Origin of the sequence: Thiorhodococcus minor (genome assembly GCF_010820565.1) — a bacterium.
Taxonomy (GTDB): Bacteria; Pseudomonadota; Gammaproteobacteria; order Chromatiales; family Chromatiaceae; genus Thiorhodococcus; species Thiorhodococcus minor.
The window spans coordinates 63,009-75,738 of sequence record NZ_JAAIJQ010000018.1; the positions used below are offsets into that span (position 1 = coordinate 63,009).

Here is a 12,730-nt window from a genome sequence, read left to right on the forward strand (position 1 = left end):
CTCCCGGCTCTATGGCCCCCGGCTCTATGGTAGAGTGCGCGGCGAAAATCAAGGAGAACTCGTCGATGACAAGACCTTTGCTGCGAGCAGGGTGGTACGTGCCGCTTAGCGGTGCTTTGATCGCTACCCTGATAGCCGGCTGCGAGATGCTGCCTTTCGGGGAGACTCGGTCCATTGGCGGCCCCGCCGAAGCACCCATGACGGCGGACAGCGCCTGCGCCTCGAGCTGCAGCCTCGAGAATGCGCAGTGCGAGCAGCGCCAAGCGCTCAGAGAGCAGGAGTGCCAGGCCTCCCGAAGCGGCTTCGAGAGCGGCTCCGAGGGCTGTCTGACACGCATCGGATCCTACTGCGTCGAGCCGGTCGAGTGTCTCGGCCAGGATCTGGGCATCTGCCAAACGCTGCTGGCCGAATGCCTGAGCGAATGCAGCTCCGAGCCCGCGACTGCGCCAGCGGCCGGCAACGGTGAAGCCCTGAAGACGGAGCCACAGACGGACGGGAGCGAAGCGGCCGAAGAGGCCAAATGAGCTGAACGCAGCGACGCGCCCCGACGCCGGCTCGGGAAGGGGCGAGGCGGCCGGCAGCGCGGGAGCTGCGAGAGAAGCCGGCCAGCCACTGCCCCGCCTCATGGAGATCAGAGGACAACCATGCCGAGCGATTCCACTGCCGCCCTCAGCACGCCGACCATCCTCATCGTCGGCGACGCTCCGGAAAGCCTGGAGCAGCTTGGGCGGATCCTAGCGGAGGCCGGCTACCAGGTCCGCAAGGTGGGGAGCGGCGAGCTTGCGGTCGCACCCGCCCAGACCTCTCCCACGGACCTCGTCATCCTCGATGTCGAGGCATCCGGTCAGCGCGGCTACGAGACCTGCCGACAGATCAAGCAGCATCAGCAGACGCAGCAGCTGCCGATCGTCTTCGTCAGCGCCTTCCAAGACGCCAGCGACAAGGTGAGGGCCTTCTCCGCCGGGGCGGTCGACTACATCACCAAGCCATTCCAGGCGCCGGAAGTGCTAGCGCGGGTTGCCACGCATGTGCGACTCAACGCCCTGCAGCGTCGCCTGGAGGCTCAGAACCGCGAGCTCGAGCGCCTGGCCACCACTGACCCGCTGACGGGTCTCTTGAACCGCCGCAGCTTCACCAGCTACGGACTCAACTACCTTGCGCAGGCGAGCCGCTACGGCACGCACTTCAGCCTCACCCTCTTCGACATCGACGGCTTCAAGGGCATCAACGACGCTTACGGGCACGACGTCGGCGACAAGGTTCTCGTCATCGTCACCCGGCGTATCCGCCAGCAGCTGCGCGACGTGGACCTCTTCGCACGCTGGGGCGGCGAGGAGTTCATCATCCTCAGCCCGAAGACCACCTGTGAGCGCGCCGCACATCTGGCCGAGCGCCTGCGCCGCTGTCTGCTCGCGCGCCCGATCGAGCCCGCCGGATTCGTCACCGCGAGCTTCGGCATCGCTACCGAAAGGAGCGGAGAGTCGTTCGACGACCTCATCCGATGCGCCGATCACGCCTTGCTGAGCGCAAAGGAGGGCGGCAGGAATCGCGTGGTGACCGCAAGCGAAGAGCGCCTGCTCCAGTGGGCGAATTAGCTGGTTGGGCGAGCCAGCTCACTGGGCGACTCAGCGGACCCGCGAGCTAGCCGAGCCGTTCTCGGCCTCGAGCACGCACCGCCGGCCTATCCTCCGCCGGCTCGGCCGCCGACCCCAGGCCCGAGCCATCGGCGCTAGGCCCCCTTGGCGTTGCCCTTGCGTCTCGGCAGCACCGGCATATCGGGCTCGGCATCGATCACCTGGAGCCCCCTCTCCTGCGCCGCGAGCCGCCTTGCCGAGAGCAGCTTCTCCTGACGCCCCCTGACCGTGTACCCGAGGGCCGTACCACCGGCGGCCGCCAAGGTTGCGAGCCCCAGCGTCATGAACTGCGCCATCATCATGGCCACGCCGACGCCGATGGTCCCACCGACCACGACACCAGTCTTGAGGCTCATGCCAGCGGAGGCCTTCCTCTGCGCCTTCGCCGCCTTGCGCTCGCTCTCGCGCGTCGCCTTGACGCGCTGCTGCTCGGCGCGTACGCGAATCTTCTCGCGCTCCTTGGAGTAGCGCTCGCTGACCTTGGAGACGACGCGATGGCGATCCGCGAAGACGATGGTGTTGAACCAAAGCGCCACCACGATGCCGATCGCGCCGCCCAGCATGGTGAAGAGCGGCCAGGTCGTCCGCCAATCCGTGCTCAGGGCGGTGTAGACCAGAAGCACGGTCAAGCCCTGGAGGAGGAAGATCCCGATCAAGAAGCGGATTAGGCTTCCGAGACTGAAGGGAATGATGTTCATGACTGGATCTCAGCGCCTCCTTGGGCGTGTGCATCTGCTGCGAATGGATAATGGATAACGGACTATCCAAATCGACTCCAAAGGTCATTCAGGCGAGCGGCCTGAGCACGGTCGTCCAACATGACGAGCCATATTCCGTTCCCGGCATTGACGCCCTGCACCTGGCCCGTGCCGATGGGCAGGCCAATCAGCCGCTCCCGAATGATCCGCAGGCTCTCCGGCTGCCCGCTCAGGGCATCCGGAATTGCGCGGTCGAAGGCATCGACCACGCTATAGACGTGCTCGGGACCGACGTGCGACAAGTCCGTCAGCATCCAAGGGGCGCTCGCGCTCGGCGGTGTCAGACGCGGCCCGAGCGTCGCCACCAAGAACGGCCCAGCGCCTCGCTCGAGTCGCTCCGCCAGGGCGGGCTGCCCCAGATGCCGAAGCGTCTGAATGAGGTGCCGGCGCATGAGGTCCGAGAGATCCTGCGAGACCTGATCCACGAGGGGGCCCCCAATCCGCTCGGGATTGACGGGGACCAGGAACACATGCGCCTCCTCCCCTGGCCGAGCGTTCCCCCCGTCGTCCGGGGACACATAGGTCTCGATCATGCGAAACAGCTCGCTGTAGCGCGCCGCGTCGTCCTCCGCCGGCCGGCTCATCCCAGGCCCGAGCAGCACGAAGGTATAGATCCCGTAGCCGGGAACGGCGTCATCGTACAGCCGGTTCAAGGCGACGGAGGTGGCTAGTTTGCTGCCCTCGCCCTGAGATGGAAAGTACATCATCCCGAAGGAAGGGAGATCGCCGACGCCCGAGCCGCGCTCGGCGTCCACGGCCTTGGCGTAGCGCGCCAGCCCAACGGCGGCCGCGGCATCGATCTGACGCCCGGCGCGATCCCCGCCGATGGATCGCGCGCGGCCAACCACTGATTCCACGACGGCATCGCCGCCTTGCGCAACCATCTCCTCGACGACGGCGCCGAGACCGCCGCAGCCGCCTCGCAGCAGCGCCTCGGTTGCGGCGGCCGGGTGAATCTCTGAGAAGTAGAGGTCTGCCGTCAAGCTGCGCAGGACGTCGGACTCGCCCAGGCCACGTGCACCCTGACAGGCCTGCGCCACCTCTCGGGTCAGCTCGCGCGGGTCACGACTGTACACATAGGATCCAGGCCCACGCCGAATCGATAGTCCCGGATCGGCGGCAGACAGCCCGTCAGCCTGGCGCGCACCCGGGATGTCCGGCGAGGACTCGAGCGCCGGCGAGCCCCAGCCGGTCGCTGCATCGTCCTCACGCGGCGATTGCAGGGAGCCACAGCCGGCCAGGAGCATGGGCAGCAGAAGCAGCAGCCCAGTATTCAGGGCGATCAGTCGCCGGCAGAGATGCATGACTGGGTGGGTCGACACAGCAGAGCCCGAGTTAGATCGGTTTAGAGCCTTAGGTCGGTTTAGAGCGTCGGGTCGGTTCGGAGAGCTGCCGCGCATGGCGGCCAGGCTGCGATGATGCGGCATGATACCTGATACAGATACCTGATCCGAGGTTGATTTTCGGCGACTTACAAGCATGCTATCTGTATCTCCACAGACTCGAGCGGAGCACAGGTGCGGACTACCCCCATTGGTCTGCTCTGGCGCCAACCGCCCGGACCTTGCATCGGCACAGGCACCGCGTCAGGAGTGTTGCCATTGACCGAGGACAGACATGCCCAGCTCGTTTCGTGTATTGGCGCACATTCGCGGCCGCTGACCCCAGACCCGATTGGAATCGCGGAAAAGACTGACCCGCTACTTTATATACGCGCGGTCCTCTTCGATATCTATGGCTGCCTCCTGCTCTCGCGAACCGGGCGCGCGGGTCCTACCCCGCCGCAAAGCACGGACGACATCGGCACCGCGCTGAGCGCCGCCGGGTGGGGCACGCCGAAGCTCCCCGAGCCGGGCGAGGTGGCGGATGCCCTGGCCAAGCACACCCGAGCCCTGGCCCCGAAGCGCGGCGACAAGGGGGGAAGCCATCCCGAGGTGGATGCACGCGCGCCTTGGCGCGAGGTGCTCGGATGTCTACTGCAGTCATCGCCCAAGAAGCTGGATGCGGCGGCGATCGAGCGCTTCCTGGTCGAGCTGGAGGCCCGACTGAACCCGGTCTGGGCAATGCCGGGGCTGCAGGACACCCTCGCCGGACTGCGCGAGCGCGGCATCAAGGTCGGCGTGGCGTCCGATGCGCAGTTCTACACTCCCCTCGCCTTGGAGGCAGTCTTGGGACGTCCGCCGGAAGACGCCGGACTCGAGCCCAATGCCTGCATCTACTCCTATCGCGTGGGCGCGGCACAGCCCTCGCCCCGGCTCTACGAAGAGGCGATGATCGCGCTGGAGAACGAGTTTGCGATCCTTTCGGACGAGGTGCTCTACGTTGGACCTAGCCCGCGGGATCTGCTAGCGGCCAAGGCGATGGGCTTTCGGACCGCGCTCTACGCGGGCAACGCGGTTTCCGCGAGAGCCGAGGCCGGTGATTTGGATGGAATGCGCGAAGATCCGCCAGACCGCACCATCGCCGAGCTCCGCCAACTCTTGGACATGCTGCCAATGCCCAAGACCACGGCCGCACCGTCCCGACTCGACCTCGATGCAGACATCGACGATTGACACCCTGACCGCTCAACTCTGGAGGATCCCATCATCTCCAGGAAGAGCCGCGCCTAGCCCAAACCGGCGATGTCACAAGGAGCCGAAGCCTTGATCTCGAGCGATGCGCTGGCATCCCTTCCAAATAGGGCGTCAAGCACACCGGCAACGCACCCGAGCCAGAGGGTGCTGCTGGTCGTCAACTATGGCTCCGGCGCCAGCGGCACCGCCGGAGAGGATCCCATCGAGCCACAGCTACGCCAGGCACTCGGCTCCGGCGGCATCGCGCTCGAGCGCATTGCTTTCGACCCTCGACACCTCCGCCAGCGGCTGGCGGCTGCGCTCGCCAGGGGAGCCGATCGGCTCTTCGTCGCCGGCGGCGACGGGACAGTGGTCGCCGTCACCGAAGCACTCGACGGGCATCCGATCCCGCTCGGGATCATCCCGCGCGGAACCATGAACTGGATCGCGCGCGATCTCGGCATCCCCCTGGATCCCGCGGCAGCCGTCGATGCGCTGCTCCGCGCGCCGATCCGCGACATCGATGTCGGCCGCGTCAACCAAAGACCCTTCCTCTGCGCCTGCATGGTCGGCTTCGGCTCCCTATTGGCACGCTGGCGCGAGCGCGAGCGCGGCAGCTCGCCCTGGACCCTGTGGCCCAAGATCCTGTGGCGCGGCCTCGGACTCCTGCAGCGCTACCGTCACCTGCGCATGACACTGGTCGCGAACGGTCGGGCGGAGCGACTGCAATCCCGCACCCTGGTCGTCACCAACAACCTCATCGATCAGACCTTCGGCCCCATGCCCTATCGCCCGCGTCTAGACGGCGGTCAGCTCGGCATCTACGCAGTGCGCAAGGCCTCCGCCGGCGAGCTCACCCGGCTCGGAACCCGCTTGATGCTGGGAAACTGGCAAGCCGACGACGCCGTCCTGACGCGCTCGGCCCCGAGCGTTCAGCTCAGGATCGCGCGGCGGCGCGCCCTGACCGTCATGCTGGATGGCGAGCGCACACGCCTGAGGACACCCCTGAATTTCGCGCTCGAGCCTGGGGCGCTTCGCGTACTGGCACCGGCCGAGCAGCCCTGATCCCGGCTCAGGACGCCCATCGGGACTCCAAGCGGATTATCCGGATCGCGCACATCTCGGATCTGCACTTCGGCCGTCACATCCCTGCCGTGGTCGCGGGCCTGCAAGAGGCCTTGGTACAGATGCGGCCGGATCTGGTCGCCCTCAGCGGCGACCTCACCCAGCGCGCCAAGCCCCATGAGCTCGAGGCGGCCGCCGCTTTCATCGCAAGCCTGCCGCGACCGACCCTGGCCGTGCCCGGCAATCACGACCTGCCGGGATGGGAGCCACTGAGCCGGCTGACGGCCCCATGGCGGCGATGGAAAGCACACTTGGGACTACCATTGGAAACCGCTATCAGGGGTCCTGGCTACCTTGCCATCGGCCTCAAGACGGCACGCCGCTGGGGCCTGCATCTCGACTGGTCGCGCGGGCGTATCAACGCCACCCAGCTCGCGCGCGCGCAGCGGCTGGCAAGCTCCGCCAGCCCCGGGGCGCTGCGCATCCTGGTCGCGCACCACCCCTTCATGCTCGGCCATGCAGAGAGACACCGCGGACGCGTCGGTCATGCCGGCACGGCGCTCACTGCCTTCGCGGATGCCGGCATCGACCTCCTCCTCGGCGGCCACCTGCACTTGGGGTATGCCGGCATCGCCGGGCGAATCGTCGTCTCACAGGCCGGCACGGCGACCTCGAGCCGCTACAAGGGCGAGCCCAATACCTTCAATCGCATCGCAGCAAGCCGCACGGAAATCCGCGTGGAATGCATGCACTGGACTGGCGGCCGATTCGCGCCAAAGCGCGTCTGGGGTTTCCGCCGGGGCCCGCTCGGCTGGCAGATGGCCTGACTTCCTGGCCCACATGGAGCGTCATGATCGGGCAATCCCGCGTCGCCACGTCTTGGGCGGCAGCTTCAGCGCATCCGCTGCCGCCATCGAGCGCCGCTCAGGGCGAGATCCCAACGCGGCTGTCGCGAATCAAGTCGTGAATGAATTCCAGCTTCCCGATCACGGGCTGAGAGAGGACGAAGGGGTAGAGGTCGGGCTGTCCCATGCTGCGGTTGATGCTGTTGAGCGCGAAGGTCAGGGGAATCCAGGTGTCGATGATCGGCCGAAAGTCCTTGATGGTGTAGGGATCGAAGTCCGGACTGGCCTGCTGCAGCGTCCCATCGGGCAGGCGGCGGGAGACGCTGATCCCGAAATGCTCGCTGGTTTCCAGCGTATCGACGATGTGCAGATAGTGCGCCCAGGTCTCGGCCCAATCCTCCCATGGGTGCATGCTGGCGTAGGCGCTGATGAAGCGTCCCTGCCAGTCGGCCGGTGCCCCTGCGGCATAGTGCTGCGACTGGGCTTGGGCGTAGTCGAGCCGTTCGTCACCGAAGCGCGCGCGGAACGCATCGAGACGGCCAGCATCCCGGATCAATCTGTCCCAGAAGTAGTGACCGATCTCGTGGCGAAAATGGCCCAAGAGGGTGCGGTACTTTTCGTCCAGGTCCAGGCGCATGCGCTCGCGCACGGCCGGATCCGCCTCATCGATGTTGACGGTGACGAGCCCGTTGACGTGCCCCGTGACGATCTGCTCGCCGTCGGGTGCGTCGACAGTGGAGAGGAAGGCGAACCCCAAGCCGGTCTCGGGCTCCTCGACCTTGGTGGTCACCGGAAGCCCGAGACGCAGCAGCCCGTACATCAGCCTGCGCTTGCTGCGCTCGATACGGGTCCATTTCTCGATGTTGCCGGGGCGATTGAGGTAAGGGATCATCTGGTTCGGTCGGCAAGCGACGCAGAAATGTGCGTTCTGCTCGGCCGGCACCATCCAGTTGCAGGTCGCGTACTGGCTGTAGTTGCCGCATTTGCGATAGAGCTTCCGCGGCTTGGCCGTCAAGGCGGACTGTTGCGAGCGACGGCGCAGCCAGCGCACCAAGGGACGCGTCGGCCCGATGCCGGCATCTGAGCCGCAGCGCTCCTCTGGAACCTCCCAGAGACCGTCGCGTGACTCGACCAGGGCCGAGAGACGCATCTCGTCCGGCAGGAAGCCGAGCAGCGCGCCACAGTGGGTGCACTGTGTATTCTCGAAATAGACTGGCTGCCCGCACAACTGGCAGCAAAAGGTCTTCATAGATGTCTTTCCTCGAGCAAGAGGGCCTCAATGGCGCCGATCATAGCCCAACTGCATGGAAAGCGATGGGGTACGAAACGAATGGAGCACGTGCCCTGATGCGGTGGTCGAGAGGCAAGCTCACAGCATATCGCGCGATGCCGCAACCACAGGCCGCTGAGGCGCGGGGCTGCACCCCGGAGCGACCCGAAACACACCACCAGCCCCTATCGATTCGCTGACGGACCATTTCCATGTGGGAATTCTTCGAGAGCTACTGGGTGGCGCTCCTGATCTCGCTCAGCGTCCTGGCCCAGGTCGGCACGACGCTGCATCTGCTGCTCAATCGGCGCGACTCGGCGTCGACGGTGGGCTGGGCCGCCTTGGTCAGTCTCGCCCCACTGACCGGATTCGCGCTCTACTGGGTTCTTGGGATCAACCGCATCGAGCGCAAGGCCCACCGACTCCGCCGAAGCGCTTCACAGAGACGTCAGCGGATCGAGGCCGCACTGGAGCGCTGCGCGCGCGAGATGCTTCGGCTGCTCAGCCCCCGGCTCATCCAACTGGGCAACCTCGGTGATGCCCTGACGGGCACGCCTCTAGAGGCCGGCAACAGGGTCGACCCGCTCTACGGCGGCGATCATGCCTATCCGGAGATGCTGGCCACGATCGACGCGGCTCGACACAGTATCGCGCTCTCGACCTATATCTTCGACAACGACGACATCGGTCGGCGCTTCGCGCGCGCCCTCAAGCGCGCTCAAGCGCGGGGCGTTGCGGTGCGGGTCTTGATCGATGGTGTCGGACAGAGGTACAGCAGCCCGCCCATGAGCCGGCTGCTGCGCGAGCTGGACATTCCGAGCGCGCTCTTCCTCGCGCCGTCGCTGCCCATCCGCAGCCAGTATCTGAATCTGCGCAACCATCGCAAGATCCTGGCCGTCGACGGCCACACAGCCTTCACTGGCGGGTTGAACATCCGCGTCGGCTCCATGCTGAGCGCCAAGCCCAAGCATCCCATCGATGATCTGCACTTTCGGCTCGAAGGCCCGGTCGTCCGTTTCCTCGTCGAGGCCTTCGCGGTGGATTGGCACTTCACGACTGGCGAGCAGCTGAGTGGAGAGCGCTGGTACCCGCTGCTGAGGCCCGCCGGGGACTCCATCGTGCGGGGCGTTCCCGACGGCCCAGACGAGGACTTCGACAACATCCGCCGCATGATGCTTGGTGCACTCTCGGCCGCGCATGAGCGCGTCCGCATCGTCTCGCCCTATTTCTTGCCGGACCAGACGCTCATCACCGCACTCAATCTCGCCGCGATGCGCGGCGTCGCGGTGGATATCCTGATGCCAGCCAAGAACAACCTGCGCTTCGTCCAGTGGGCGGCTCAGGATCAGGCCGACCTGCTCCTGGCGGGTGGCTGCAACCTGTGGCTGACGCCCCCACCCTTCGACCATACGAAGCTCATGCTCGTGGACGACGTCTGGACCTTCTTCGGCTCGGCCAACTGGGACGCCCGGAGCCTCAGACTCAACTTCGAGTACAACCTGGAGTGCTACGACGCGCGGCTTTCGGCCCAGCTGCATCGCCTCGTCGACCGCAAGCTCGTCGGGGCACGCCGACTGACCCTGGAGCAGGTTTGCGCACGCTCGCTGCCGGTTCGCCTGCGCGATGCCTTCGTGCGACTATTCGCCCCCTATCTGTAACACCCCGCGTCGACGCAGCCAGGACCCCGCAAGGAGCCAGCCATGGACATCATCGACAAGCTCGCAGAGCAGCACATTCAAGCCGCCATCGAGCGTGGCGACCTGAGCGGCTTGCCCGGCGAGGGCCGCCCGCTCTCGGATGAGGGTCTTTCGATGGTGCCAGAGCAACTTCGCGCCGGTTATCGCCTGCTGAAGAATGCCGGCTACCTGCCACCCGAGCTCGAGGCGCTGAGCGCCATCGAGGATACCCAGGCCTTGCTGGCTCGCATCACCGATCCAGAGGCGCGCGCGCAGCAGCTGCGGCGCCTGCGCCTGCTGGAGCTGCGGCTGCAGGAGAGCCGTGGCCATGGACTCGGCGCCACCGTCCAGCAGCAGTATCAGGATCGCCTCAGCCAGGCCTTCGCACCCGAGGTCGAGCCCCATGGCTCGCGCGACCAGGAAACGCATCCCGCCAACGTCCGATGAAGCCCGCCAAAGCGCCCGTCACCCAAGCCATACGCGTCCTGCGCAGCGCCAAGGTCCCCTTCGAGGGACACCTTTACGACTATGTCGACGGCGGAGGAACGAGCCACTTCGCGCGCTCGGTCGGGGTGGACGAGCACGCTGTCGTCAAGACGCTCGTCATGGAGGACGAGACCAAAGCCCCGATGATCGTGCTCATGCACGGCGACCGGCAGGTCTCGACGCAAGCCCTCGCGCGCGCCATTGGGGCCAAGCGCGTCTCACCTTGCGACCCGAAGGTGGCGGACAAGCATTCCGGCTACCAGGTCGGCGGCACCTCGCCGTTCGGCACCCGTCGTGCCATGCCCGTCTACTGCGAGCAGGGAATCGCCGAGCTGCCACGCATCTACATCAACGGGGGCAAACGCGGCTACATCATCTCGCTGGCGACGGCGGATGCCCTGCGCATCCTACAGCCAACCATGGTCAGCATCCTGGCCTAGCTTCTCTTCGGGCACTCCGGCCCCACCTTTGCCCGAGGCATGGCGCGAGGTGCCACGACGATAGATAGCTGCACCCTCCCTTGCGGTCTCCGACCAACGTCCAGCAGGACCTCAGCGTATTTCACAGAGAGAGGCAGATGACGAACAAGGACAGCGGGAGCAATCGCAGACAGGCACGTCTGCACAGACTCCGCGGCTGGCTGCCGCGGCTGACGCTCGTACCTCTGCTCTACGTCGGCACGCCGGTCGCCGACGAAGGCAGCACAGCTGGGATGCAGTCGCAATGGACGCCCTATGTCCGCGGCGGCTACGTCCATCAGCTCGGCAGCGAGCTCGAGGGCGGCGGCAATTTCAGTGTCGACCGCGCCTTTCTCCAAGCGGGCCTGACCTACGCCATGGGCCGCCAGCGCCGCATCTCCTTGGCGATCGGAGCAGGTACGGACAGTTACGACATGTCCGCTGGGCTCGGTCTCGCGGACGCCCCCTGGGAGCGCGTCGATCAGCTCAGGCTCAGCCTACCCATCACCTGGGCCTTCGACGAGCGATGGAGCCTCTTCGCGCTGCCCACCCTTCGCTCTCAAGGCGAGTCAGGTGTCGGCTCAACGGACGCGACCACAGGCGGCGCCCTTGCCGCAATCGCTTACCGTGTCGGCGAAAGGCTCACCATTGGGCCTGGCCTAGGTGCCCTCACCCAGCTCGAGGACAGCATCAGCCTCTTCCCCATCCTCGTCATCGACTGGCAAATCACCGATCGGCTCAGTCTGCAAACTGGGCGGGGGCTGGGGGCCAGCCAAGGCCCTGGACTCGAGCTCGCGCTCCAGCTTTCCGACAGCTGGAGCCTCGGACTGGGAGGGCGTTCCGAATCGCTGCGGTTTCGCCTGAGCGACGATGGCCCCGCGCCTAACGGCGTGGGCGAGGACAGCTCGGTGCCCCTGTACTTGAGCGCCACCTACGCGCGTGGGAGAGACTTGCGGATCAGTGCTGTCGCGGGGATGGAGGTCAACGGAGAGCTGAGGCTCGAGGACGCCAGCGGCCGGCGCTTGGCGCGAGAGGACTATGACAGGGCGCCCTTTCTCGGCGCGACCTTCGAGATCAGGTTCTGAGCCGCCCGAGGCCGCGCGACCTCCGCACCGGGCCGGTCCTCAGGCCGAATCCAGCTCTGCGTTCGACCTAATTGGAGCATTCAGCCGCCAGCCGCCAGCCGATGAAAATCCTACAGTTGCCGGATCTACTGGCCGGCTAGCCGCTCACCCGTTGGGTGACTCGAAGAAGACCTGTGACCCAGAGAAGACCTGAAGGCAGCCCAAAACAAAGCTTTAAGGCGATTTCTCGAAATCTTCCTACCAGCCTTTCACACTCAGAAAATGCGTGACGGGATGAGGGCAGGATGCTCTCCGCCTATCAGTTTTCCCGCCTAAGCACCAGGATCGCCCGCAAGCGGGCCCCTAAGGCACCGTCTTCGTAGGAGCCCGCTTGCAAGCGACTGGTACGAGGATTCTACCTAGGTACAGCTGCCAGCTTCCTGCCTCCAGCGACCAGCTTTTTCCGATCAATCAGTTGGCTGACACTGCGTGCCCGCCCGAGCTCACCCAATGGGTGAACCTAAAAAGAGCAGTTGAACCGCAAAGGACAGTAGAGTAGAGGCCAGGGTCGCCCCTGGCCCCCCTCGTCAAACGCAGCATGCAGATTTCCCGCACTGCGCTTTCCTGCTGTCTTCACATCTGTTGTCTCTCACATTGTTTCCCCGCCCGTTTCTCGAATTGTTTCGCGATGAGAGTGTGAGTCCTTCCCAGCCTAGGCACTCCGGTGAAGCAATGGTGGGAGGTGGACGAGTGTGAGGTGATGAACGCGCTTTTTCGGGGGCGGGCCGGTGGCCCCGGGGGAAGTGGACGTTGTGGGGGGCGGCAGGGGCCTGCGGCGGGTCTCGGCCCGCCGCGTTGAGGTCTTTCAGAAGGAGATCGGATCGTCGAAATCGTCGTTGAAGAGGTCGCCCTGACGCTC

The 12,730-nt window shown here is 65.8% G+C and carries 12 protein-coding genes; 9 read left to right on the forward strand and 3 right to left on the reverse strand.

Annotated features, from left to right (window positions below; genetic code table 11):
- Window positions 1-197: 197 nt before the first annotated feature.
- Complete coding sequence (locus G3446_RS08285) at window positions 198-524, forward strand: hypothetical protein (RefSeq protein WP_164452361.1); 327 nt, start codon at window positions 198-200, stop codon at window positions 522-524.
- 120 nt (window positions 525-644) lie between these two features.
- A complete protein-coding gene (locus G3446_RS08290) occupies window positions 645-1,595 on the forward strand; it encodes a GGDEF domain-containing response regulator (protein WP_164452362.1) in 951 nt (316 codons plus the stop codon).
- A gap of 134 nt (window positions 1,596-1,729) precedes the next feature.
- Here G3446_RS08290 and G3446_RS08295 read toward each other — a convergent pair whose 3' ends face one another.
- On the reverse strand, window positions 1,730-2,332 hold the full coding sequence (locus G3446_RS08295; protein ID WP_164452363.1) for a hypothetical protein: 603 nt from the start codon (window positions 2,330-2,332) through the stop codon (window positions 1,730-1,732).
- Between the two features lie 62 nt (window positions 2,333-2,394).
- A complete protein-coding gene (locus G3446_RS08300; RefSeq protein ID WP_164452364.1) occupies window positions 2,395-3,696 on the reverse strand; it encodes a hypothetical protein in 1,302 nt (433 codons plus the stop codon).
- A gap of 297 nt (window positions 3,697-3,993) precedes the next feature.
- Between G3446_RS08300 and G3446_RS08305 the strand changes: the two genes are divergently transcribed.
- The 3 genes from G3446_RS08305 (at window position 3,994) to G3446_RS08315 (ending at window position 6,839) form a co-directional block, all read left to right on the forward strand.
- The gene (locus G3446_RS08305; RefSeq protein ID WP_164452365.1) at window positions 3,994-4,947 is read left to right on the forward strand and encodes an HAD family hydrolase; all 954 of its coding nucleotides are present in this window, start codon (window positions 3,994-3,996) and stop codon (window positions 4,945-4,947) included.
- 165 nt (window positions 4,948-5,112) lie between these two features.
- Window positions 5,113-6,012 carry a diacylglycerol kinase family protein gene (locus tag G3446_RS08310; protein ID WP_164452366.1) on the forward strand — a complete coding sequence of 300 codons (900 nt, stop codon included), beginning with the start codon at window positions 5,113-5,115 and terminating at the stop codon, window positions 6,010-6,012.
- 44 nt (window positions 6,013-6,056) lie between these two features.
- Entirely contained in the window at window positions 6,057-6,839 is a 783-nt protein-coding gene (locus G3446_RS08315; protein WP_342450065.1) for a metallophosphoesterase family protein, read from the forward strand.
- A gap of 97 nt (window positions 6,840-6,936) precedes the next feature.
- Here the strand turns inward: G3446_RS08315 and G3446_RS08320 are convergent, their stop codons facing one another.
- Window positions 6,937-8,106 (reverse strand): zinc-binding metallopeptidase family protein, encoded by a 1,170-nt coding sequence (locus G3446_RS08320; RefSeq protein WP_164452367.1) that lies wholly within the window; start codon window positions 8,104-8,106, stop codon window positions 6,937-6,939.
- Between the two features lie 233 nt (window positions 8,107-8,339).
- On the opposite strand from G3446_RS08320, the gene G3446_RS08325 reads away from it, so the two are divergent.
- From G3446_RS08325 to G3446_RS08340, 4 genes are all read left to right on the forward strand, one after another.
- Window positions 8,340-9,785: a phospholipase D-like domain-containing protein gene (locus G3446_RS08325; protein ID WP_164452368.1), complete on the forward strand. Its 1,446-nt coding sequence runs from the start codon at window positions 8,340-8,342 to the stop codon at window positions 9,783-9,785.
- A gap of 42 nt (window positions 9,786-9,827) precedes the next feature.
- Complete coding sequence (locus G3446_RS08330; RefSeq protein ID WP_164452369.1) at window positions 9,828-10,250, forward strand: DnaJ family domain-containing protein; 423 nt, start codon at window positions 9,828-9,830, stop codon at window positions 10,248-10,250.
- Window positions 10,247-10,729: a Cys-tRNA(Pro) deacylase gene (ybaK, locus tag G3446_RS08335; RefSeq protein ID WP_164452370.1), complete on the forward strand. Its 483-nt coding sequence runs from the start codon at window positions 10,247-10,249 to the stop codon at window positions 10,727-10,729. Before G3446_RS08330 ends, ybaK begins: the two co-directional genes overlap by 4 nt.
- A 137-nt stretch (window positions 10,730-10,866) precedes the next feature.
- Window positions 10,867-11,832 carry a hypothetical protein gene (locus tag G3446_RS08340; protein WP_164452371.1) on the forward strand — a complete coding sequence of 322 codons (966 nt, stop codon included), beginning with the start codon at window positions 10,867-10,869 and terminating at the stop codon, window positions 11,830-11,832.
- Window positions 11,833-12,730: the final 898 nt, after the last annotated feature.

Coding starts and splice junctions, on each gene's coding strand:
- G3446_RS08285 (WP_164452361.1), top strand. CDS start 198: ATGACGGCGGACAGCGCCTGCGCCTCGAGCTGCAGCCTCGAGAATGCG.
- G3446_RS08290 (WP_164452362.1), top strand. CDS start 645: ATGCCGAGCGATTCCACTGCCGCCCTCAGCACGCCGACCATCCTCATC.
- G3446_RS08295 (WP_164452363.1), bottom strand. CDS start 2,332: ATGAACATCATTCCCTTCAGTCTCGGAAGCCTAATCCGCTTCTTGATC.
- G3446_RS08300 (WP_164452364.1), bottom strand. CDS start 3,696: ATGCATCTCTGCCGGCGACTGATCGCCCTGAATACTGGGCTGCTGCTT.
- G3446_RS08320 (WP_164452367.1), bottom strand. CDS start 8,106: ATGAAGACCTTTTGCTGCCAGTTGTGCGGGCAGCCAGTCTATTTCGAG.
- G3446_RS08325 (WP_164452368.1), top strand. CDS start 8,340: ATGTGGGAATTCTTCGAGAGCTACTGGGTGGCGCTCCTGATCTCGCTC.
- G3446_RS08330 (WP_164452369.1), top strand. CDS start 9,828: ATGGACATCATCGACAAGCTCGCAGAGCAGCACATTCAAGCCGCCATC.
- ybaK (WP_164452370.1), top strand. CDS start 10,247: ATGAAGCCCGCCAAAGCGCCCGTCACCCAAGCCATACGCGTCCTGCGC.
- G3446_RS08340 (WP_164452371.1), top strand. CDS start 10,867: ATGACGAACAAGGACAGCGGGAGCAATCGCAGACAGGCACGTCTGCAC.